General features: G+C 64.8%; 18 protein-coding genes, 4 pseudogenes and 1 riboswitch. Of the genes and pseudogenes, 17 read left to right on the top strand and 5 right to left on the bottom strand.

The genetic code is table 11. From position 1 onward, the window contains the following. The first annotated feature begins 8 nt into the window (after positions 1-8). A pseudogene (locus ACF0H6_RS15945) lies at positions 9-1,483 on the top strand (sensor histidine kinase). Positions 1,484-1,617: 134 nt separating this feature from the next. Further along, positions 1,618-1,814: riboswitch (cyclic di-AMP (ydaO/yuaA leader) on the top strand. A 2-nt stretch (positions 1,815-1,816) separates the two neighbouring features. Next, entirely contained in the window at positions 1,817-2,557 is a 741-nt protein-coding gene (locus ACF0H6_RS15940) for a hypothetical protein (protein WP_395250545.1), read from the top strand. A gap of 37 nt (positions 2,558-2,594) precedes the next feature. Here ACF0H6_RS15940 and ACF0H6_RS15935 read toward each other — a convergent pair whose 3' ends face one another. After that, positions 2,595-2,927 (bottom strand): hypothetical protein, encoded by a 333-nt coding sequence (locus ACF0H6_RS15935; protein WP_395251381.1) that lies wholly within the window; start codon positions 2,925-2,927, stop codon positions 2,595-2,597. On the opposite strand from ACF0H6_RS15935, the pseudogene ACF0H6_RS15930 reads away from it, so the two are divergent. The 10 genes and pseudogenes from ACF0H6_RS15930 to ACF0H6_RS15885 all read left to right on the top strand — a co-directional run bounded on the left by ACF0H6_RS15930 (position 2,829) and on the right by ACF0H6_RS15885 (position 16,462). Beyond that, positions 2,829-4,176, top strand: a pseudogene (locus ACF0H6_RS15930) (glycosyltransferase). The gene ACF0H6_RS15935 and the pseudogene ACF0H6_RS15930 sit on opposite strands and share 99 nt — an antisense overlap. Beyond that, positions 4,173-6,328: pseudogene (locus ACF0H6_RS15925) on the top strand (ArnT family glycosyltransferase). The pseudogenes ACF0H6_RS15930 and ACF0H6_RS15925 overlap by 4 nt, the downstream one beginning before the upstream one ends. 6 nt (positions 6,329-6,334) lie before the next feature. Next, complete coding sequence (locus ACF0H6_RS15920) at positions 6,335-8,443, top strand: ArnT family glycosyltransferase (protein WP_395250544.1); 2,109 nt, start codon at positions 6,335-6,337, stop codon at positions 8,441-8,443. A gap of 200 nt (positions 8,444-8,643) precedes the next feature. After that, on the top strand, positions 8,644-10,176 hold the full coding sequence (locus ACF0H6_RS15915) for a sodium:solute symporter family protein (protein ID WP_395250543.1): 1,533 nt from the start codon (positions 8,644-8,646) through the stop codon (positions 10,174-10,176). Further along, the gene (locus ACF0H6_RS15910; RefSeq protein ID WP_395250542.1) at positions 10,173-11,438 is read left to right on the top strand and encodes an AGE family epimerase/isomerase; all 1,266 of its coding nucleotides are present in this window, start codon (positions 10,173-10,175) and stop codon (positions 11,436-11,438) included. Before ACF0H6_RS15915 ends, ACF0H6_RS15910 begins: the two co-directional genes overlap by 4 nt. After that, positions 11,435-12,184: a 6-phosphogluconolactonase gene (locus tag ACF0H6_RS15905; RefSeq protein ID WP_395250541.1), complete on the top strand. Its 750-nt coding sequence runs from the start codon at positions 11,435-11,437 to the stop codon at positions 12,182-12,184. Before ACF0H6_RS15910 ends, ACF0H6_RS15905 begins: the two co-directional genes overlap by 4 nt. Then, complete coding sequence (locus ACF0H6_RS15900; RefSeq protein ID WP_395250540.1) at positions 12,181-12,945, top strand: sugar isomerase domain-containing protein; 765 nt, start codon at positions 12,181-12,183, stop codon at positions 12,943-12,945. Before ACF0H6_RS15905 ends, ACF0H6_RS15900 begins: the two co-directional genes overlap by 4 nt. A gap of 672 nt (positions 12,946-13,617) precedes the next feature. Continuing rightward, positions 13,618-14,106 carry an amidohydrolase family protein gene (locus tag ACF0H6_RS15895; protein ID WP_395250539.1) on the top strand — a complete coding sequence of 163 codons (489 nt, stop codon included), beginning with the start codon at positions 13,618-13,620 and terminating at the stop codon, positions 14,104-14,106. Next, a complete protein-coding gene (locus tag ACF0H6_RS15890; protein ID WP_395250538.1) occupies positions 14,103-15,398 on the top strand; it encodes a neutral/alkaline non-lysosomal ceramidase N-terminal domain-containing protein in 1,296 nt (431 codons plus the stop codon). Before ACF0H6_RS15895 ends, ACF0H6_RS15890 begins: the two co-directional genes overlap by 4 nt. Continuing rightward, positions 15,395-16,462 (top strand): LacI family DNA-binding transcriptional regulator, encoded by a 1,068-nt coding sequence (locus ACF0H6_RS15885; protein WP_395250537.1) that lies wholly within the window; start codon positions 15,395-15,397, stop codon positions 16,460-16,462. The genes ACF0H6_RS15890 and ACF0H6_RS15885 overlap by 4 nt, the downstream gene beginning before the upstream one ends. Here ACF0H6_RS15885 and ACF0H6_RS15880 read toward each other — a convergent pair. The 3 genes from ACF0H6_RS15880 to ACF0H6_RS15870 all read right to left on the bottom strand — a co-directional run bounded on the left by ACF0H6_RS15880 (position 16,397) and on the right by ACF0H6_RS15870 (position 19,075). Beyond that, positions 16,397-17,074 carry an HAD-IA family hydrolase gene (locus ACF0H6_RS15880; protein ID WP_395250536.1) on the bottom strand — a complete coding sequence of 226 codons (678 nt, stop codon included), beginning with the start codon at positions 17,072-17,074 and terminating at the stop codon, positions 16,397-16,399. The two genes, ACF0H6_RS15885 and ACF0H6_RS15880, sit on opposite strands and share 66 nt — an antisense overlap. A 55-nt stretch (positions 17,075-17,129) precedes the next feature. Beyond that, entirely contained in the window at positions 17,130-17,507 is a 378-nt protein-coding gene (locus ACF0H6_RS15875; RefSeq protein WP_395250535.1) for a VOC family protein, read from the bottom strand. A gap of 125 nt (positions 17,508-17,632) precedes the next feature. Beyond that, positions 17,633-19,075 (bottom strand): MFS transporter, encoded by a 1,443-nt coding sequence (locus ACF0H6_RS15870; RefSeq protein WP_395250534.1) that lies wholly within the window; start codon positions 19,073-19,075, stop codon positions 17,633-17,635. 94 nt (positions 19,076-19,169) lie between these two features. Between ACF0H6_RS15870 and ACF0H6_RS15865 the strand changes: the two genes are divergently transcribed. Then, complete coding sequence (locus ACF0H6_RS15865) at positions 19,170-19,739, top strand: TetR/AcrR family transcriptional regulator (protein ID WP_395250533.1); 570 nt, start codon at positions 19,170-19,172, stop codon at positions 19,737-19,739. Next, the gene (locus tag ACF0H6_RS15860; protein ID WP_395250532.1) at positions 19,733-19,876 is read left to right on the top strand and encodes a hypothetical protein; all 144 of its coding nucleotides are present in this window, start codon (positions 19,733-19,735) and stop codon (positions 19,874-19,876) included. Before ACF0H6_RS15865 ends, ACF0H6_RS15860 begins: the two co-directional genes overlap by 7 nt. Before the next feature lie 103 nt (positions 19,877-19,979). On the opposite strand, the gene upp is transcribed toward ACF0H6_RS15860, so the two are convergent. Beyond that, positions 19,980-20,615, bottom strand: a complete 636-nt coding sequence (gene upp / locus ACF0H6_RS15855; RefSeq protein WP_395250531.1) for a uracil phosphoribosyltransferase — start codon at positions 20,613-20,615, stop codon at positions 19,980-19,982. A gap of 23 nt (positions 20,616-20,638) precedes the next feature. Here upp and tadA point away from each other — a divergent pair, with 23 nt between their 5' ends. The 3 genes and pseudogenes from tadA to ACF0H6_RS15840 all read left to right on the top strand — a co-directional run. Beyond that, positions 20,639-21,148: a tRNA adenosine(34) deaminase TadA gene (gene tadA, locus ACF0H6_RS15850; RefSeq protein ID WP_395250530.1), complete on the top strand. Its 510-nt coding sequence runs from the start codon at positions 20,639-20,641 to the stop codon at positions 21,146-21,148. An 86-nt stretch (positions 21,149-21,234) separates the two neighbouring features. Next, the gene (locus tag ACF0H6_RS15845) at positions 21,235-21,621 is read left to right on the top strand and encodes a VOC family protein (protein ID WP_395250529.1); all 387 of its coding nucleotides are present in this window, start codon (positions 21,235-21,237) and stop codon (positions 21,619-21,621) included. Beyond that, a pseudogene (locus tag ACF0H6_RS15840) lies at positions 21,618-21,761 on the top strand (acylphosphatase); the annotation flags it as partial. The gene ACF0H6_RS15845 and the pseudogene ACF0H6_RS15840, both read left to right, overlap by 4 nt. Positions 21,762-21,777 lie beyond the last annotated feature (16 nt).

The following is a 21,777-nucleotide window of genomic DNA, read 5'->3' as shown; positions in this document are numbered from 1 at the left end:
GCGCAGTCATGTCCGCGCTCTCGGGTATCCCCCGCCAGACCGACCATCACTGGTTCAACCCTTCAACCTGGCACTTGCGCACGCGCCTGATCCTGGTCTCCATGGGACTTCCTGGTGGCCATCTGCGGGGCGGTTGGCGTGGTCAGCTACGCCTCCATGGACGTGTTCCTCACGAAGCAGCTCGACGATCAATTGATGCAGGCCTCGCATGGCCGCCCGCCCGTAGGCGATCCCAATGGACGGCCGGATCCGTTGGATGCCCGCGGTCAAAGCGTCGGCACCCTGAATGCGCGTATCCTCGGCGGGCAAGTAAGCAGCAACGATGGATTCTTGTCCTCCGACGCCACCCGCAAGCCCCTTTCGTCCAGCGACGCCGGCATCCTGTTGACGCTGCCCCAAGACGGGCATCCGGTTGATCGGACCCTCTCGAACGGCGGCTACCGGCTGGTGGCCACCAAGACCCCCTACGGCGACGTCATCATCACCGGCCTGCCTCTCGCAACGAAGGAGAACACCGAGGCCTCGCTCGTATGGACCATGGTGCTGGTTTCCTTGGGCGGGCTGGTGCTGATTGGACTCGCGGGAACTGTGCTGATCCGCCGCACCATGCGTCCCCTTGAGGAACTCTCCGACGTCGCCACGAAAGTGTCGAAGCTTCCGCTCGACGCCGGCGAAGTGGCACTCGCGGTGCGCGTTCCGCCGTCGGCGTCCCATCCGGGCACCGAGGTGGGAAGCGTCGGCCATGCTCTGAACCTCATGCTGGACAACGTCTCCAGCGCTTTGGAGGCACGCCAGCAGAGCGAAACCAAGGTACGACAATTCGTGGCCGACGCCTCGCACGAGCTGCGCACTCCGCTGACCGCCATCCGTGGCTACACCGAACTGCTGCGCATGACCGAAACGTTCACGGAAGACGGCCGGAAGTCGCTGGGCCGGGTTCAGAGCCAGTCCGAACGCATGACCACCCTCGTGGAAGACCTCCTTCTGTTGGCCCGGCTGGACGAGGGCAAAGCGCCCGTGTTCGGCGATGTGGACCTCACACAGTTGGTGATCGAAACCGTCAGCGATGAGAAAGTCATGGCACCCGAACACGTCTGGCAGCTCCGGCTTCCGGACGAGCCCCTCACGGTCCGCGGCGACACCACCCAGCTTCACCAGGTCTTGGCCAATCTGCTCTCCAACGCCCGCAAACACACGGAGGCCGGAACCACTGTGGTCACTGGAGTCATGCGCTCGGCCGATGGGAGCGCCGTAGTCACCGTGACGGACAACGGCCCGGGGATTGCGCCTGATTTCCAAGGCAGGATCTTCTCGCGCTTTGCCCGTGCCGACGCCGCCCGCTCCGGTTCCGAGGGAACATCCGGGCTGGGTCTGTCGATTGTGGAATCCATCGTCCAGGCCCACGGCGGCACCGTTGAAGTGGTCTCGCGGACCAGGCCGGACGGAGTTCGCCGTACGGCTTCCTGCACTCGGAGCCGCTTAGACGGATAAGCTACGAGGGCGGTGCGCGGCAAGCGCAAGTCGGCACACCGCCGTCGTGATCTCCGTTACTCAAATGTGACTTAAGCGAAAACCTCCTGTACCGTCGAATGGGTGCGCAGGATCATTCCGGCCACCTCCGGGTAGACGCCGAGCTCTGCCACTCCCCGGTGCCCAACACTCTAGGCAGAGACGGGGGACCCAGGTCTCCGGGCAAGCGCTCATGTTGAGCCGGCCCTAGGGGTGAAGCCGCAGCGCCACGATTCTCCGTGGCCACGGCCGGATGACCTCATCCGAATCCGACAGCTAACTCCGCAGGCGTTGAGAGGCAATCACCATGTCTGGTTCCAAGAATCAGTCGCGCTCTGTTGCGCGCCACCGCGGCGAACCTGCCCGGAAGAATAAGTCACGTTCCGCCCTGACACGGGCTGCCGCAAACCTCGGCACCACCCAACGCATGGCCGTTGTTGCCGGCGTTGTTGCTGTGTTCCTCGGCGCCGGGGCAGCCACCCATGCTGCCGGTCAAGCCATCAATGCCCAGGACATGAGCCGCACGTCCGATTCCGGTGCAGTTGCTCAGCAGAGTGCCGCCCCTTCCGCCGCGGCCACACCGTCGGCGAGCGCGAGCGCCAGTGCCACCCCGAGCGCCACGCCGACTCCGAGCCAGACGGCCACCCCCGCTCCAGCCGCCGTCGCGGCCCAGGCTGCCGCGCCCGTCGCGCCCGTCGCGCCCCCCGCTCCAGCGGCACCGGCCGCACCGGTCGCAGTCGATGATCCCTCCGGCGCCCAGGCCTACGCCGCCAGCATTCTTTCCTCCTACGGTTGGGGTCAGGGCGAGATGTCCGCCCTGACAACCTTGTGGAACAAGGAATCGGATTGGCGCACCACTGCCACCAATGCTTCCAGCGGCGCCTACGGCATTAGCCAGTCGCTGCCGGCCGAAAAGATGGCGTCCGAAGGGGCCGACTGGCAGACCAACTACAAGACTCAGATCCGCTGGGGCCTGAACTACATCAAGGAACGCTACGGATCTCCGTCCGCTGCGTGGTCCTTCCATTTGTCCCACAACTGGTACTAAGCCAAAAACCGCACAAAATACGTCGAGGTCCGTCCTTTCAAGGGCGGACCTCGACGTATTGTGGCCACTCAGTGATTCGCGACGGCGGCCGCACATCCACAGCCAGGTCACAGGTTCCGCCTAAAGCCTTCATATTCGCCAAGGCCACTCTGGATACATGACGCTCATCGAATCCACCTCCGGAACCCTGAAGGACCCCGCGGTGGTGCCGCCGGGCCTTACTACTCATCCCGCGATCCCCCTTCAGCGCAGCAGCGTGCGGCGCGCCCCCGTGGACACCCGCACCACCGTCCCGGTTCTCGATGTCACCATCCCCGTCTTCAACGAGGAACGCGACCTCGAAGAGTGCCTGCGCAGGCTTCACGGCCACTTGCGTGACTCCTTTCCGCACGGCTTTCGCATCACGGTGGCGGACAACGCCAGCACAGACGGCACTTTGAAAATTGCCGAACGAGTGGCCAGGGAATTGCCCGAGCTCGTGGTGGTCCACCTGGAGGAAAAAGGACGCGGGAACGCCCTCCGCAAAGTGTGGCTCGCCTCGCCGTCGCCGGTTCTGGCCTACATGGACGTGGACCTGTCCACGGATCTCGCCGCACTGGCGCCACTCTTGGCCCCGCTGATCTCGGGCCATTCGGACCTTGCCATCGGCACGCGGCTCACGCGCAACTCGCGGGTTGTGCGAGGCCCCAAGCGCGAATTCATTTCACGCAGTTACAACCTGATGCTGCACTCGTTCATGGGTGCACGTTTCAGTGACGCCCAGTGCGGGTTCAAGGCAATCCGGGCCGACGTGGCCCAGCAGATCCTCCCCTACACCATGGACAACTCGTGGTTCTTCGACACGGAGCTTCCTGGTCCTCGCCGAGCGCTGCGGCCTGCGGGTCCACGAAGTACCCGTGGACTGGATCGACGATCCCGATTCCAGCGTCGACGTGGTCCGCACCGCGCTGGCCGACATGCGTGGCATGGCCCGGCTCACCCGGGATCTGGTCTCCGGCCGCATCCCCATCCCGGAGCTGCGCGCCGCGCTCGCCAGGGGCCCGCTCCCGGCGTCGTCCCGCACCGCCGAACAGAGCCGGGGCAGCAGCCTCTTCGGGCAACTGGTCCGGTTCGCAGCGATCGGTGCCGCGTCAACCCTTGCGTATGTGCTGATCTTCCTGTTGTGCCGCGGCTTCATGGACCCGCAGTTAGCCAATTTCCTGGCGCTGCTCGTCACGGCCATCGCCAACACGGGCGCCAACAGGCGCTTCACGTTCGGCATCCAGGGCGGCAACCCTGTCAGGCACCACTTCGAGGGGCTGATCGTCTTCGGTATCGGCCTCGCGCTCACCTCCGGGGCCCTCTCCTTGGTGCATAGTACGACGACGCCGGACCGCTGGGGTGAACTCCTCACGGTGGTCGGAGCGAACCTCGCCGCCACTGCGATCCGCTTCCTCTTATTCCGCCTGTGGGTCTTCCGCCAGCCGACGGCGCAACTTCCACAAACGGGGCAGCTCTCACAAACGGCGCAGCGCCCACAAACGGCGCAGCCAATACAGCAGGCGCAGCCCTCCCAGGCAGAACAGCCGACTGAACCCATCGCAGAAGCCAGCACGCTCACAGAAACGGCAGCATCATGACCTCCACGATCTCTCCCGCGAGCGCAGAAACGGCCGGAACCGACGTTGCCGAGGCGGCCAACGGCCGCCGCTCAACCGGCCCCTCGACTCCCGGCACCACCGGACCCACTCCCCGATGGACCCGATACGCCTTTGGCCACCAGCCCCGCTGGGTACGGCCGTCCGCCGCCGGACTCCTCGTGGCCACCGCGTTCCTGTACCTCTGGAACCTCGCGGCCACCGGCTATGGAAACTCCTTCTACGCCGCAGCCATCCAGGCTGGCACCAAAGACTGGACGGCCTTGCTGTTCGGCTCGCTCGACGCCGGCAATGCCATCACCGTGGACAAGCCGCCGGCGTCGCTATGGATCCCCGCCCTGGTAGGCCGGATCTTCGGTTTCTCGCCGTTGAGCATGCTCGTACCCGAGGCGCTCATGGGCGTGGCCGCCGTCGGCCTCCTGTATTTGACGGTCAAGCGGGTGTCCGGTCCCGGAGCAGGCTTGATGGCCGGCGGCGCGCTGGCGCTGACCCCGGTGGCAGCCCTTATGTTCCGCTTCAACAATCCCGACGCCATGCTCACCTTGTGCTTGGTACTGGCGGCCTACTTCACTACCCGCGCGATCGAACGTGCAGGCTGGAAGTGGCTCGCAGCGGCGGGCGCCGTGGTGGGCCTCGCGTTCCTGAGCAAAATGCTGCAGGGTTTCCTGATTGTTCCGGGCCTTGGACTCGCCTACCTCTGGGCCGCGCCCACCACGCTGCGGCGGAGATTGCTGCACCTGCTCGGCGCAGTGGCCGGCATCGCAGTGATCGCGGGCAGCTACATCGTTCTTTTCCAGCTGACTCCCGTCTCGGCACGCCCTTACATGGCAGGCTCAACCACCAACAGCTTCCTTGAACTGACCTTTGGTTACAACGGGCTGTCCCGTATCACCGGCTCCGGCGGAGGCATGCCCGGTGGAGGAGGCGCTGGCGGCCCCGCCGGCGGCTTCGGTGGTGGCGGTGCGGGTGGCGGCAACACCGGCTTCGGTGGAACTGCCGGGATCACCCGAATGTTCGGGACGAGCTTCGGCGGTGAGGTCTCCTGGCTTCTGCCCACCGCACTGATCCTGCTTGTGGCCGGCCTGTGGTTCACCCGCAGGGAAGTCCGTGCTTCCCGCACCCGGGCCTCACTCATCTTGTGGGGTGGCTGGCTTCTGATCACCGCGGGGGTCTTCAGCTTCATGAGCGGCACTGTCCACCCGTACTACGCGGTAGCACTCGCTCCGGCCATCGCCGCTTTGGTGGGAATCGGCAGCGTGGAGCTCTGGCGTGGCCGCGGATATCTGCCCGCCAGGGATCGTCCTGGCAATAGTGGTCCTCGGCAGTTCCATCTGGTCCGCAGTTCTCCTGGGCCGCGACGCTTCATGGCTTCCGTGGCTTCGCATCGTGATCGTCATCCTCGGTGTGGTGGCGGCAGTGGCGATCCTGCTTCGCCTCGACTCCCTGCGCCCCACCCAGAATTCGGCCGGCCAGAATTCGGCTGCCCAGAATTCGACTGGCCAGAACCCCGCCGGCAGGTTCCGAAGCGCAGCGGCCGCCGCCGTCGTCGTCGTTTCCCTTCTGGCTGGCGGTCTCGGTACCGCAGCGTGGACCATCGCGACGGCGGCTACCGCCCACTCCGGTTCCATCCCGACGTCGGGTCCCGCCAGCGCCGCCTCGGGCGGCTTCGGAAACCGTGCCGGCGGGTTCGGCGCGCCGGGTCAGACAGGCGCACCGGGTCAGACAGGCGCAGCCGGTCAAACGGGCGCGCCCGGTGCCGGCGGCCAGGCCGCAGGGGGCCCCGGCTCCGAAGGAACGGCCGACTCCTCATTGACCGCATTGCTTACCTCAACCACCACCAAGTGGTCCGCGGCTGTTTCGGGGGCTACCCAGGCTGCCAGCCTCGAGCTCGCCACGAACACCAACGTGATCGCACTCGGTGGCTGGAACGGTGGCGATCCCTACCCCACGCTGGCAGAATTCCAGGACATGGTGTCCAAGGGCCAGATCAGCTACTACATCGCAGGCGGCGGCATGGGGGGCGGCGGTGGATTCGGAGGCCAAAGCGGCAGCTCCGAGGTGGCAAGCCTAGGTCCAGGCCAACTTCCAAGCCCAGACGGTTGGCAGCTCCACCGTCTACAAGCTGACAAAGTAGGGTCCGATGACTACTTCCGCTTCCACAGACACCGGTTCCAAGCCGGCGCAACCGGCTCCGCCGTCGGCGTTGGTAGATCCGGCACATCCCGAAGGGGACGCCCCGCGGAACCGGGGCCGGAACCGGGGCCGCGTCCGCCCCGGTTCCACGCGAAGCGGTACCGTCCGCGCCCATGACCCGCATGGTCTCCGGCACCGGCTGGAACTCGCGGGCGTACTCATCGCGACCGCGGTCTTGTATCTCTGGAACCTCGGCGCTTCCGGCTGGGCCAACCCGTTCTATTCCGCGGCAGCCCAAGCCGGTTCTCAGGACTGGACCGCCTGGTTCTTCGGATCGTCCGACGCCGCCAACTCCATCACGGTGGACAAGCCGCCGGCGTCGCTCTGGATCATGGACCTCTCGGTGCGGATCTTCGGGCTCAGCTCTTGGAGCATCCTGGTTCCCGAGGCCCTCATGGGAGTCGCCACGGCATGGATCCTGTACTTGGCGGTCCGGCGAGCCGCGGCCCCGGCCACAGGCGATCCGCGGCTCGCCCACCGGGCCGGGCTGCTGGCCGCCGCTGTCTTGGCCATCACCCCGGTGGCCACGCTCATCTTCCGGTTCAATAATCCGGACGCGCTGCTGGTGCTGCTCATGACCGCCGCAGGCTACGCCACGCTCAGGTCCATCCAAGACAACAAGCTGCGGTGGCTCCTCCTGGCTGGGGTATTCCTGGGCTTCGGATTCCTCACCAAGCAGCTCCAAGTACTGCTGGTGGTACCCGGGTTTGCGGTGGCCTACGTGGTTGCCGCGCAGGGCGGAGTGGGCCGTCGCCTCCTCCGCTTGCTCGGCGCCGGCGCAGCGATGGTGGTCGCGGCCGGTTGGTGGCTCGCCGTCGTCGAACTCATCCCGGCGAACATGCGGCCGTACATCGGCGGTTCCCAGAACAACTCGATCCTGGAACTGACGCTTGGCTACAACGGCCTTGGCCGGCTCAGTGGCCAAGAGACCGGCAGCGTCGGGGGCGGGAACGGCTGGGGGGTTCCCGGTCTCTTCCGGATGTTCAACAGCGAGTTCGGCGGCCAGATCGCATGGTTGCTGCCGTCCGTGTTGGTTCTTGGAGCGGGACTGCTGTGGCTGGGCCGGCGTGCCCCGCGCACGGATCCCGTCCGCGCCTCGGTGATCGTGTGGGGCGGGTGGGTGCTGGTCACCGGGCTTGTCTTCAGCTTCATGGCAGGCATCATCCACCCCTACTACGCAGTAGCGCTGGCTCCTGGGATCGCCGGACTTGCTGGCTTGGGCGGGGTGCTTCTGTGGCAACACCGCGCGCAGCTTGTCGCCGCGATAATGCTCGCCGTGGCAGTGGCCGCAGCCGGACTCACGGCGTTCGATCTCCTGGGCAGCACCGCCGCGTATGGTCCGTGGCTGCGCTGGCTGGTCCTGATGGGCGCCCTCGCAGCCGCAGCCGGCCTGCTGCCCGCGGGACGCTTCACCTCCCATATCCTTCAGCGCACGACGGCGGTGCTCGCCCTGACGGCGTCCCTTGCCGGTCCGCTGGCGTACTCCCTCTCTACCGCATCCGTGGCGCACAGCGGCGCGATCCCCAGCGCCGGTCCAACGACTACGTTCGGCGGTTTCGGTGGTGGTTTCGGCGGCCGGAACGGCTTCGGACAAGCCGGCCAGAACAACACAGGCCAAAACAACACTCCCCCGCAAGCTCTCCAGCAGCCGAGCACGCAGGGCGGCGCCTTTGGCGGTAACCGCCAAGGTGGGGGCATGGGCGGACTGCTCGGTGCCACCACGCCGTCGTCGGAATTGGTTACCGCGCTGAAAACCGGAGCGTCGAAGTACACCTGGGCGGCCGCCGTCGTAGGTTCCAACAACGCCGCCGGCTACCAACTGGCCACCGAACTGCCCGTCATGGCAGTGGGCGGCTTCAACGGCACGGACCCGTCCCCCACGCTCCAGCAGTTCCAGCAACTCGTGGCACATGGCAAGATCCACTACTTCATCGCCAGCGGGATGATGCAGGGCAGCAGTGGATCGGATGCTCCGGCCCAGATCGCACAATGGGTGGCTGCGAATTACCCGGCGCAGACCATCGGCGGAACCACGGTGTACGCACTGGCGGGCTGAGCGGGCTGAGCGGGCTGAGCGGGCTGAGCGGGCTGAGCGGGCTGAGCGGGCTGGGCGGGCTGACGCGGCGCTCTCGCGCCAGCTGAGGAGGACCCGGAAGAAAACTTTCAAAAAGACCCTTGTTTTGCAAACGTTTGCAGAGAAAAGTGGACGCCACTGCAGATCCCGTTTCCAAGCTTTCGTTGCATCAAGGAGGATGTATGAATTTCGCCGACTGGCTCGTTTTAGGGGCCTACTTCGTTGTCATGATTGGGATCGGCTGGTGGGCCAAGAGTCGAGTGAAAAACGCCGCGGACTTCTTCACAGCCGGCGGGAAGATGCCGTGGTGGCTGGCGGGAATCTCCCACCACATGTCCGGCTATTCGGCAGCTGTCTTCGTGGCCTACGCCGCCATCGCCTACACCACCGGTTTCGCACTGTATGTCTGGTGGGCGCTCACCATCACCATCGCCTGCCTTGTTGGCGCTGTCTTCTTCGCCCCGCGCTGGCCGCGCCTGAGGCAGCGTCTGGGAATCATCTCCCCGCTCGAATACCTGGCCACACGCTACAACCTGCCCGCGCAGCAGGTACTGGCTTGGTCCGGTGCCGCATTGAAAATCTTCGATGTTGCGGCAAAGTGGGCGGCCAGTGCGATCCTCCTGAACGTTTTCGCCGGGGTTCCGATCGCCGTCGGCATCCTGATCGTCGGCGGGGTCACGCTCATCTATTCGACCGTTGGCGGTTTGTGGGCGGACGCATTGACGGATATGGGCCAATTCATCATTCAGTCCGTAGCGGGGATCGCGATGCTCATCGTCGCCATGGCCAAACTCGGGGGCGTTTCCTCGATCGCGGGAATCTGGTCCCGCCTGCCAGCCTCCCACTCCCAGCCATTCGCTGGCGACTACACCATCGGGTTCTTCCTTGCCTACTGCTTGATCAGCACGATTTCCTACAACGGCGGAACCTGGAATCTGGCTCAACGCTTCATTGCGGCCCCGTCCGGCTCAGCGGCCCGCAAATCGGTCCTGCTTTCGGGCGCACTCTATCTCGTGTGGCCACTGGTGCTTTTCTTCCCCATGTGGGCGGCACCGCTGATCCTGCCCAATCTGACGCACCCAGATCAGGCTTATGCGCTTCTGACCCAGCAGCTGCTGCCAGCCGGCCTGGTCGGGTTGGTCGTCGCCGGAATGTTCTCACACACGATGGCCATGACCTCTTCGGACGCCAACGCGATTTCCGCCGTCGTCATCCGGGACATCATCCCCGCGTTGCGCGGTTCCAGGCAGCCCCTGACTTCGCGTGCGGAACTACTGGGAGGCCGGATTTCCACGTTCCTGTTCATCGGATTGTCGATGGTCATTGCCCTGAGCGCGGATTCGTTCGGCGGGGTTCTGGGCCTGATCATCCTCTGGTTCGGGGCTTTGGTGGGGCCGATCGCCGTTCCCATGCTGCTGGGGATGTTGCGGCCGTTCCGTCGTTGCGGCCCCTCGGCAGCCTTGTTCTCGTGGGCCACCGGTTTGATCGTCTTCGCACTCGCGAAGTACGCCTTGGCTGCTCCCATCGCGAGCCTGGGCACGGCCAGTGCGCAGACAATCAACGTGGCCGCTCCCGTTCTTGCCTCCGTCATCGTCTATTGCGTCTTCGGCTGGTTGCGCCCCTGGCACAATGAGGCGTCCGACGCCCTTGTCGAGTCCTTGGACCGGGACCTTGAGCCGGCCACGTCGCTTCCCGTCGAAAGCACCGTGGCATGAGCACAACCGCGTCCGAAATACGGGATCAGCTGCTCAAGGGCGTCCTCCCTTGGTGGCTCGAGAACGGAGTCGACAGGAAAGACGGCGGAGTATTCACGTGCTTTTCCAACTCAGGGCGATTGCTTTCGAACGAAAAATACACGTGGTCCCAAGGCCGCTGGGCTTGGCTCTGCTCAAGGATTGCGCTCGACAGCGAGGCCGGAATCATCGCGGAAGATCCCAAATTGTGGGCCACCCTGTCGATTGAAACGGCCAGGTTCATCCAAGCACACGCCATCCTGGACAGCAGTATGACGGCATACCGCACATCGGCTGCGGGGCAGGCGCTACCGTCCGGGCCACACGGGGAGATCGCGGTCAGCGTTCTGGCTGACCTCTTTGCGGCCTTGGGCCTGGCGGGGGCAGCCCGGCTTCCCCAAGCCGCAGGCCGGCAACGTGAAGAGTGGTTGCAATCAGCCCATGCACTTCTCGCCCACGCCGAAAAAAGGATCGAGGCACGGACCGCTCCGTCCGAGCCATACCCCGTCCGGGCCGGATTCAAGGACGCGGCCGGGTTGATGCTGCTGCTGAATGTGGGCGCCCAACTGCATTTGGCCAGCGGCTCTGCTGAAAGCGCCGAAACAGCTGGCGCTGCGCTTTCCCAACTGCTTGGGGACGGAACCTCCGAAGGCATGTGGAAGGCCGGCTCCTGGTGGGAATACCGGCCGGACAGCACCGATGACCTGGACACGCTCCTGGCCCGCCACCGAACCCCCGGTCATCTGTTGGAGATGCTCTGGATGGTCATGGAAGCCGTCGAGATCATCCCCGAACTTGCACCTCGTATTCCGGACTGGCTACCGGACCTTGCCGTCCAGGCCCTGGAAGTCGGCTGGGACGACCGGCACGGGGGCATCTTCCGATACATCGACATCACCGGGGCAGAACCTCGGGGCAGGCTCTTCGGCAACGACCCCTACGAGGCCCTGGTGACCCAAACGTGGGACACCAAGCTGTGGTGGGTCCAGGTTGAAGCTCTCTACGCAAGCAGGCTGCTCGCCGAGCGTTTCGGGCGTCCCGACCTCCTGGACTGGCATGAGCGGATCTGGTCCTACACCCTCGATACCTTTCCGGACCCCTCCGGCCAGGAGTGGCTGCAAATTCGCGACCGTGAGGGCAAACCACTCGACAAGGTCGTGGCGTTGCCAGTCAAGGACCCCTTCCATATAGCCCGATCGCTCCTCCTGACCACTGAACTAGAAACCCGAAGGACTCACACGTGACAGCACTGACCACCTACAGCCCCGCCGTTTCCGCACACCCGGACCGGGTCGACTTGGGAAAACACGCCGGCGCGCACGCAGCGGAAACGCTACGCAGGGCGCTCCGGAACGAACGGGAGGTCCGGCTGATGCTGGCGGCAGCTCCCAGCCAGGAGGCAACGCTTCATGCGCTCGTCCAGGAACCCGGCATCGATTGGAGCCGCATAACGTGTTTCCATATGGACGACTACCTCGCGCTTGAGGCGGACGCACCTCAAGGATTCGGAAACTGGCTGCAACGTAAGTTCTTCAGCCACCTTCCGCCGACCACCTTTCACCGCATCAACCCGGGGAACCCCGCCGAAGAGGAGGCGCAGCGCTATGGCACGCTGATGGGCCAAGATCCCTTTGACCTCGTCCTGCTCGGGCTGGGAGTCAACGGGCATCTTGCCTTCAACGATCCCCCGGCCGACCTCGCGGACCCGCTGCCCGCCCGCGTCATCACCTTGGACCAAGTGAGCCGCCGGCAACAGGTGGACGAAGGGCATTTCGCGAGTTTCGACGACGTTCCCCAGCGCGCCATCACCGTCTCCATTCCGCGGTTGTTGCACGCTTCCGAAATCATCGCTTCCGTGCCCGGTCGTGCCAAAAGGACGGCCGTCCACAACACACTGAGCCAGCCGATCAGTGGAGACCATCCCGGTACTGCGCTGCGCACGCACCCCAACGTCACCATCTACCTCGACGCCGAATCGGATCCCCGATGAACGCAAGCGAACAGCTCTCGGAGGACTACCTCAGGAAAATCACCGAGCTCCTCGGGCGCATCCGCCTGGAAGAAGCCGAAAACATCAGCATCGCCGCGGACATACTCGCGGCCCAAGTGGCCGAGGACCAACTGGTACACATTTACGGCCCGGGCGGTCATTCGAACCTGGCAAGCCAGGAAGTGTTCTTCCGGGCAGGCGGATTGATGCACGTCTCCGCCATTTTGGACGAAGGCACACTGCTCTCCAACGGCGCCCTCCGCTCAATGGCCATGGAACGGACTCCCGGTTACGGCCGGATCGTCATCGAGGACGCCGGCCTCGGACCAGGGGATGTCCTCATCCTGGTCAACGCTTACGGCATCAACAGTGCCCTCATCGACGCGGCCCTGACGGCACGGGAACTCTCGGTCAAGACCATCGGCGTTTCCTCGCGGGAGCACGCAGCGGAAACAGCCAGCGACCACCCTGCACGGCATCCGCAAAAACTGAACCTGCACGACGTCGTCGACCACCACATCGATACGAAGGTTCCCATCGGAGACGCTGTCATGAAGGTGCCGGGGGCCATCGAGGGAACGGCCGCCGTGTCCACGTTCGCCAATGCCTTCACCCTGAACTGGCTCATGATGTCCACCATCAGCAAGCTGAACGACATCGGCATTGAGCCGCCATTGTGGAGATCAGGAAATGCACCTGGCGGGGACGCAGCCAACCAGCAATTCATTTCACGTTTCAAAGGACGGGTACACAAGCTGTGACACACCCCAAAACGATGGTGGGCAAAGACCCCCGCCGGGGGATCAACATAGAAATCGCCTACGACACGACCATTCTTTCGGTGCGGGACACAGATTCTGAGCAGGCGCTGCCTGTCATCGCACCGGGATTTATCGATGGGCAGGTCAACGGTTACGGCGGACTGGACGTCAACGCCGCTGACGTCACAACGCAAACGATCATCGACATGAGCGCAAAGCTGGCGAAGCTGGGCGTCACCACGTGGGTGCCAACCATCGTGACAGCGTCGGAAGAGGCAATCACCGGCGCTCTCGAACAGATCAAGCGGGCTTGCGACATTGATCAAACCACCCGGGCAGCCATCCCCTGCGTCCATATCGAAGGCCCTTTCATCTCGGACCAAGACGGTCCCCGCGGCGTCCACGATGCCCACTTCGTCCGCCCCTTGGACGTCCAGGAGGTCCGGCGCTGGCTTCGCGCAAGCGGAATGGTCGGCATCGTCACGGTCTCTCCGCATACGTCCGACGCGCCGGCCCAGATCACCCAAATCCGCGAACTCGGCGTCGAAGTGGCCATCGGGCACACGCACGCTAGTCCTGAACAAATCACGGCTGCCATCACCGCGGGAGCACGCCTGTCCACCCATCTGGGCAACGGCATCGCCACCACGTTGCCCAGGGCACCCCAATGCCTTGTGGACTCAACTCGCCGACGACCGCCTCACGGCGGGACTCATCGCGGACGGCCACCACTTGCCCAGCGACACGCTGAAAGTCATGATCCGGGCAAAGACCCCCGAACGCGCATATCTGGTCTCGGACAGCACAGCGCTGGCCGGCAGCGAGCCTGGCCGCCACCGTACTTCCGTGGGCGGCCTCGTGGACCTTGCCCCTGGCGGGAGGCTCTCCCACGTGGGCACAGATCTGCTCGCGGGAGCCGCCGCCACCCTCCCGGACGGTTTCCGTAACGTGATCCACAACGTCGGCCTGGATCTACCTGAGGCCCTCAAAATGGTGACGTCCACTCCCGCCCGTGTGATCCCGGGCACCCGGCCGGGGCTAGGCCACCTTCGAGTCGGTTCCCCGGCAGATTTTGTCCTGATCACCGCGGAAGGACCCGAAGCAGGGACGATTACCGAGGTTTTCCAAGCCGGCCGAAAAGTGTCGGGCGGACCGGAATGATTACCATCCATCGCGGTCCGCCCACCCTGCGTGTGGGCGCCGCCGTCGTCGAGATCTTGCCGCCCTCAGGCACGCGGATGGCGGGTTTCGCGGCGAGGACGGAACCGAGCACCGGCGTCCATGACCCCCTGACCGTCCGGGCGTTGGCTGTCGACGACACGTGCTGGATCACCGTGGATGTGTGCGGCCTCCATGAAGACACGTGCACCCGCATCGCGCACGGGTTGCCATTTGCGCCGGAGCGGGTCGCGATCACCGCGACGCATACGCACGCGGGTCCGTGCGTCATGCCGGGCCGACTTGGAGGCCACGACCCGGCTCTCCTGGAGTCGATCGTCTTGGCTTGCCACGAGGCCGCGGAGACCGCCGTGGCCTCCCAGCGGCTTGCCACCCTGAAATACGGCGAATCGCGCGGAGTGGACGTTGCCAGGAATAGACGCCATCCCGAACGTGCCGTGGACCCGCCAGTCCAGGTTGCCACGTTCAGCGACGAAGCCGGAGAAGTGATTGCCTGGCTCGTTCTCTATCCCTGCCACCCGGTAGTCCTGGGTCCGGAAAACCGGCTCATCAGCGGCGATTACCCCGCGTTCACCAGGAGCGTCCTGGAGGAGCGTTCCCCCGGCTCAGTGGCCCTCTTCCTGCCCGGGACCGCCGGGAACATCAACTCGGGCCATCCCGCCGACGCGTCGTACTCGCTTTCCGGCTCAGCCGGCAGGACGATGGAGCAGGCACGAAAGATCGGAGAACATGTGGCGGCATCCGCGTTGGGGACACCGCTCTTACCCCTTTCCGCTTCCGATTCCTATTCCCATTCCGGGGTGACTTCCGCCGCCCGGAGGACCATCGGCGTCGCAATGAATTCGCGTGACGCGGTTTCCCCCGCGGAGTTGCGGCGGCAGTGGGAGGCCGAAGCGATTTCGGCGGATCCGGGCCGGCGATCCCTTCTCAACTCGTGGAAGCAATGGGCCATGGACCGCAGTCCCGACGACGAAATGTCCTGGGACGCACCGGTGACCGTCTTCAACTGGCACGGCTTGACCCTCGTAGGATTACCCGGAGAACCATTCCTGGCCACAACGGAAGCCATCGCTTCCGGGGTCAAGGGGCCCGTATTCGTCACGGGTTACACCAACGGGTGCCCGGGATACTTCCCGACCGCAGACGAATATGACTTCGGAGGATACGAGGTGGAGGACGCGCACCGCTACTACGGCATGCCGGCCCCCTTCGCGCCTGGCAGTGCCGAAGTCCTGATCCATACCGCATTGACACTCGTGGGTGAGCTCCAATGACGGGCCGCCCAACCATCACGCAGTTGGCGGCCGAACTCGGTATCGCCCCCTCAACGGTGTCCAGGGCCTTTACCCGGCCAAACCTACTCAAACCGGAGACGGTGGCACTGGTTCAACAAGCGGCCGAAGCCGCCGGCTACGTGCCGAACCATCACGCGCGCGCCCTCTCGACAGGACGCGCCGGCGCGATCGGACTCATCGTGCCGGACATCGCCAACCCGTTCTTCCCTCCGCTGGTCCGGGCGGCCCAAAACTACGCGAGCGACCTCGGACTATCCGTATTCCTGGCGGACACAGATGAAGATCCCACTCGGGAAGACCGTCTCATCTCACGGATGGCTCCCCAGGTTGAAGGGTTGATCGTCGTATCCTCCCGGCTCGCATCGTCCCGCATCCGGCAAATCGCCGATTCCCAGCGGGTGGCCTTCATCAACCGCGATGTTCCGGAGACCTACCGGGTACTGCTGGACACCACTGCAGCCATCCGCTCCGCGCTGACGCACTTGGCCGAGCTCGGCCACCGTCGCATAGCCTACGTCGGCGGTCCCCCGCAATCATGGGCGAACAAGCAGCGCCACTCGGCTGTGGACAACTTCTCAAAGGTCCACGCCCTCGAGGTCACGCATTTCAGTGCGGATCCGGGCACCTACGAAGCCGCGAAGGCGCTCGGCGATTCAGTGGCAGCGTCAGGAGTCACGGCAGTCATCGCTTTCGACGACGTGATCGCGCATGGCCTGATGGGCGGATTCGCTGCCGCGGGCGTGGACGTCCCGAAGGACTTGAGTGTCATCGGATGCGACGACACCCTTGCGACCACAACGTTTCCTGCCCTTTCGACGATCGCGGTCAATGTCGGTGCAGCAGCCCGGCGAGCCGTCGCCGCCCTCTCCGAGAACCCAGGCTCAACCAGCCTGACCGGAGCGAGGATCATTTTCGAGGGAACCCTCGTCCTCAGGGGAACAACAGGACCGGTCCGCCCTGCATCCAGTCCGTTGACGCTAGAACCGGAGCTCGATCACCCGGCGACCCGAAGCGTCCAGAGTGGCCGTGACAGTGACAGCTGAGTAGTCGGGGATCTGCCACAGTCCCTCTGCGGCTTGGCCACCGGCGTCGCCCACCACCACGGTCCGCATGCCGGCGGCGAGGGCGGCAGCGATGCCCGCCGGGGCATCTTCGAAGACGACGACGTCGGCCGGCTCGACTCCCAGCAGCGCCGCTGCCCTCAGGTAGCCTTCAGGGTCCGGTTTGCCGCGGGTCACGGCCTCGGAGGTGACAGCGGTGGCAGGCGTCTCGAGTCCCGCAGCCTTCATTCGGACCCCGGCGAGAATCCGATCGGCAGAGGTGACCATGGCGACAGCGTCGGCAGGCAAGGACCGAAGCAGATCCGCGGCTCCCGGCAACGCCACGATCCCGTCCGTCCGGGTCCGTTCCATCTGGCCGAGTTCCGCCGCGAGCGCGTCGATGTCGGCCCCAGCCGGGGCGAAGCGACGCACCGTGTCCTTGGCCTGGACTCCATGGGAAGTCCGCAGGATCTCGTCGATGTCCAATCCATACCGGCCGGCGAATTCGCTCCACACTTGCTCCACGATCGCGGTGGAATCCACCAAAGTGCCGTCCATATCGAAAAGGACAGCACGGACGGCCAGGGTTTTCACGGATTCGGCAGGCAGGTTCATTCATCCATGATGCCCGGGCTTCCGCGCTCGCCGCACCACTCTTACGGCGTGAGTCCTAGCCGTTGGGCCGATTGGGGATGTACTGGATGGCCCATTTGTTGCCGTCGGGATCGGCGAAGTAGACGAAGTGGCCCCAGTCTTGAATGTCGATGTCGCTGACGTCCACCCCGTTGGCCTTGAGCTGGCTGTGCGCCTCCTCGATGTTGCCCACCACCATCTGCAGGCTGGGCGCGGTACCTGGGGGGGCATCGTTGAGGCCTTCGCCGATGCAAATGGAGCAGGCCGAGCCTGGTGGCGTCAGCTGGACGAAGCGGATGCCGTCCATGGGCCGCTCATCGTGGTCGGCGTTGAAGCCCACTTTGTTGACGTAGAAATCTTTGGCGCGGTCCACATCGGACACGGGGACAAATACAAGTTCGAGTTTCCAGTCCATGGGCCAAAGGCTATCCGCGGAGCCGGCAAACCGGTAGGGGCCAATCGCTCCAACGCGGGGTCACTTACGGCCCATGGTGCTGCTCGAAATGGGCCGTAAGTGACCCCGCGTTGCCGCGTTCTTGCCTAGGCGGTTTGGAGGGAAGGCTCGGCTGCTGCTTCGGTTTCGGCGTGGCTTGCCGCTTTCTTGGCAAGGCTGCGGGCGCTTGCACGGGATGGAAGGAGCCACGCCACCAGCGTGGCAAGGACCAGAACTGATGCGCCCACGTAGATCGCGGGGATGGCCGCGTCCACGTAGCCCGTGGGAGTCAGTTTGCCGCCAGCTCCCGTGAACACTGCCGTCAGGACCGCGACACCCAGGGCTACACCAATCTCCCGAAGCGTGGAGTTGGTGCCGCTCGCCTTTGCGTGATCCTCGGCGCGCATGTTGGCGAGCACCGCCGTCGACATCGGGGCGAAAACCAGGCCCATACCGATCCCGGCAGCAACAAAGCCCGGCACCAACGTTTCGTAAGGGATGCTCGCCGAGAGTACCCCCGCCAGCCAGAACATGCCTGCCGTGAGCAAGGCGAGGCCAGTCATTATCAAGGTCTTGGTGCCGAGCCTCGGCGCTAGCAGGCCTGCGAGGGGTGCCACAAACATGGGAGCCAGGGTCCAAGGCATGGTCATGACGCCAGCGGCGAGCGGACCGTGGCCCTGTACCACCTGCAGGAACTGGATGAGGATGAAGACGGAGCCGAAGATCCCGAAGCTGAAGGTCAGGCCGATCAGGTTGGCCACGGTGAAGCTGCGGTCGCGGAAGAGCCGAAGGGGAAGCAACGGGGCGGACACCCGGGATTCCCAGAAAACAAAGGCAACCAGCAGGACTCCACCACCGATCAAGGCACTGAGAACCTGGGCACTGGACCAGCCGGCGTCGTTCCCGCGGACGATGCCGAACACGAGCCCGAGGAGCCCCAGGCCGGAAAGCAGGAGGCCCACGACGTCGGCGCGGACGCGGGCGCCGAAGCTGTTCGGAAGTGCCGCGAGGGCGAGCGGGACCGACACGATTCCGATGGGGACGTTGAGCCAGAAAATGGCTTCCCAGTTCCAGCCCTCCACCACGGCACCGCCGATGAGCGGGCCTAGAGCCACGCCCAGGCCGGAGACTCCGCCCCAGATGCCGATGGCGAGCGGACGCAGCTTGTCGCTGACAGAGCCCACCAGCAGGGTGAGCGATAACGGCATGAGCGCAGCGGAACCGACACCCTGTACCGCGCGGGCAGTGATGAGCTGCCACGGTTCCGTGCTGACGGCGGCCGCTGCGGACGCCAGGGTGAAGATGGTGAGGCCCGCGATGAAGACATGGCGGCGGCCGAAGCGGTCCCCCAAGCCGACGGCCAGCAGCATGAACGCCGCGAAGCTCAGGGAGTAGGCGTTGACAATCCACTGGAGCTCTTCAACGCTCGCGCCGAGGGCTTTGTGCATCACGGGCAGTGCATTGGTGACCACAAGGTTGTCCAGTGTGGCCATGAAGACGGGTAGGGAGGCCGCCACTATGGCCAGCCAGAGGGGAATGGTGCGTTTCATGATGACTCCACGGGATCACTGCCGCTTTTGGGGTTGTTGTAATCGAATGATTACTTAAAGGAAAAGTTAGTTATCAACTGATAACATGTCAAGTGTGGTGAACAAAAAAGTGGGCACCGATGCCCCGCAAAAAGGCTCAGGCAGCCAGGCAACTTCCGAACGCATACCTGCGGCTCAACGGCGCGAACTAATCTTGGAAGCTGCTACCGGCGTCTTCGCCGAGCGCGGCTACGCGGGTTCAACCACCGACCAAGTCGCCAAAGCCGCGGGCATCAGCCAGCCGTACGTCGTGCGGATGTTCGGCACCAAGGAGACGCTGTTCCTGGAGGCGCTTGACCGCGCCCAAGACAAGTTGTTGCGTGCGTTCCGCTCTGTGATCGCCGCGTACGACGCCGGGGACTTGGCCGAAGAACTGCACCAGCTCGATCCGGCCCAAGGGAACGGCAGGCCGGAACAGCTCAAGCAGCTCATGGCCATCGCCTATGCGGACCTGGTGGAGGACCGCGGGATCCTCATGATGTTGATGCAGGCATTCGTGGCTGGCCATGAGCCTGCTATTGGAGCCAGGGCCAGGAAGGATTCCTGGACATCTACCGACTGGTCCGCGATGAAGCCGGCCTGCTCCCGGAAACCGCCCGCGACTTCCTGGCGCAGGGCATGCTGATGAACACCCTGATCGGCATCCGCCTCCCGGAGATCTACGAACAGGACGCGACCGCCGAGGAGCTGCTCGAATGCACCCTCCGGGCCAAGCTGCCCATCGTTCTTAAGGCGAGCAGGGCGCAGCCCCAGGCAGGTTGACGCTCGGCTGCGTCCAACGCGGGGTCACTTACGGCCCATTTCGAGCAGCAACATGGGCCGTAAGTGACCCCGCGTTGCCGCCGAACTAGCCAGCCGCGGCGAACTAGCCCGTGACGCCGTAGAGGCGGTCTCCGGCGTCGCCGAGGCCCGGCACAATGTAGGCCTTCTCGTTGAGCCTCTCGTCGATCGAGGCAAGAACGATCTTCACGTTGGCCTCGGAGAGCTCTTCCTCCAGCTTGGCCAGGCCCTCGGGCGCGGCCAGCAGGCAGATGCAGGTGACGTCCGAGGCGCCACGCTTGAAGAGGAACTTGATGGCCTCACGCAGGGTGCCACCGGTGGCGAGCATGGGGTCCAGGACGAAGATCTGGCGGCCGGTGAGGTCCTCGGGGAGGCGCTCGGCGTACGTGATGATGTCCAGGGTTTCTTCATCGCGGGCCATGCCCAGAAAGCCCACTTCGGCGGTGGGGACCAGTTTGGTCATGCCCTCGAGCATGCCGAGGCCTGCGCGGAGGATGGGAACCACCAGGGGCGTCGGCTTGGTGAAGGCGGTACCGATCGCCTTGGTGACAGGGGTTTCGATCTCTACCGGTTGGGTCCTGACCTCGCGGGTGGCCTCGTAGGCCAGGAGCGTGACGAGTTCTTCGGTGAGTTGCCGGAAGACCGGTGAAGGAGTGTTCTTATCCCGCAGAACGGTGAGCTTGTGAGCGACCAGCGGGTGGTCCACGACGAGTGTGCGCATGACTCCAAAACTATCATTGAGGCATGAGCACCAACGAGCCTTATCACGCAGAGCACGTGGCCTGGATGGGTCTTGCCCTCGAGGAGGCCCGCCGGGCGCTGGATACCGAGGACGTGCCGATCGGCGCCGTCGTTCTAGGGCCCGACGGCGGCGTGCTGGGTGCCGGACGGAACGAAAGGGAGGCGCATGGCGACCCGACGGCGCACGCCGAGATTGTCGCCATCCGCGAGGCGGCCGCCGCTCTGCAGCGTCACGCCCTGGAGTTGGGCGAAGGCGGAGACGGCTGGCGGCTTGAGGATTGCACCTTGGTGGTGACGCTGGAGCCGTGCGCGATGTGCGCCGGAGCCATTGTGCTGGCCCGGATTCCGCGGGTGGTCTTCGGCGCGTGGGATGAGAAGGCCGGTGCTGCCGGATCAGTGTTCGACATCCTGCGGGAACGCAGGCTCAACCACTGGGTGGAGGTCTACCCCGGCGTGCTCGAGGACGAATGTTCGGCCCTGCTGCGCAATTTTTTCGCAACCCACCGGAAGTAGCCCGCCCGCTACAGCCGGAGAGCTCTTGAAATGTGCATGGTGTTGGACGTCAGATGGTCTCAGAAAACACACCTGAGGAGAGCGCCATGACGGTTTCTTTCAACCACACGATCGTCTACGCCACGGACAAGCACCGCTCCGCGGAGTTCCTGGCCAACGTGCTTGGACTGCCGAAGCCGCAGCCCACGTGGTCCTTCATGACCGTGTTTGTTGATCAAGGAGTGGCCCTCGATTTCGACGCGGCGGACGGCCCGATCACGCCGCAGCATTATGCCTTCCTCGTCAGCGAGGAGGACTTTGACGGAATATTCGGAAGGATCCAAGCCGGAGGCATCTCCTACTGGGCCGACCCGGCGCGGTCCCGTCCGCAGCAAATCAACCATAACGACGGCGGTCGCGGCGTCTACTTCGCGGATCCGGACGGGCATTTCCTCGAGGCGATCACGCGACCGTATGGATCGGGCGCCACATGAGCTCCGCTGTGCGGATCACGGCCACGGTGACGGGCCGCGTGCAAGGCGTGGGTTTCCGCTACTGGACACTGCACCAAGCCCGGCAGCTGGGACTGACCGGCGAAGCGGCCAACCGGCTAGACGGCTCGGTGCAGGTGATCGCGGAGGGTGATCCGG

The organism is Arthrobacter sp. NA-172 (assembly GCF_043952055.1).
In the GTDB taxonomy this organism is placed as follows: Bacteria; Actinomycetota; Actinomycetes; order Actinomycetales; family Micrococcaceae; genus Arthrobacter.
Note: the sequence above shows the minus strand (reverse complement) of the source record. Positions and strands in the feature narration are given on the sequence as shown.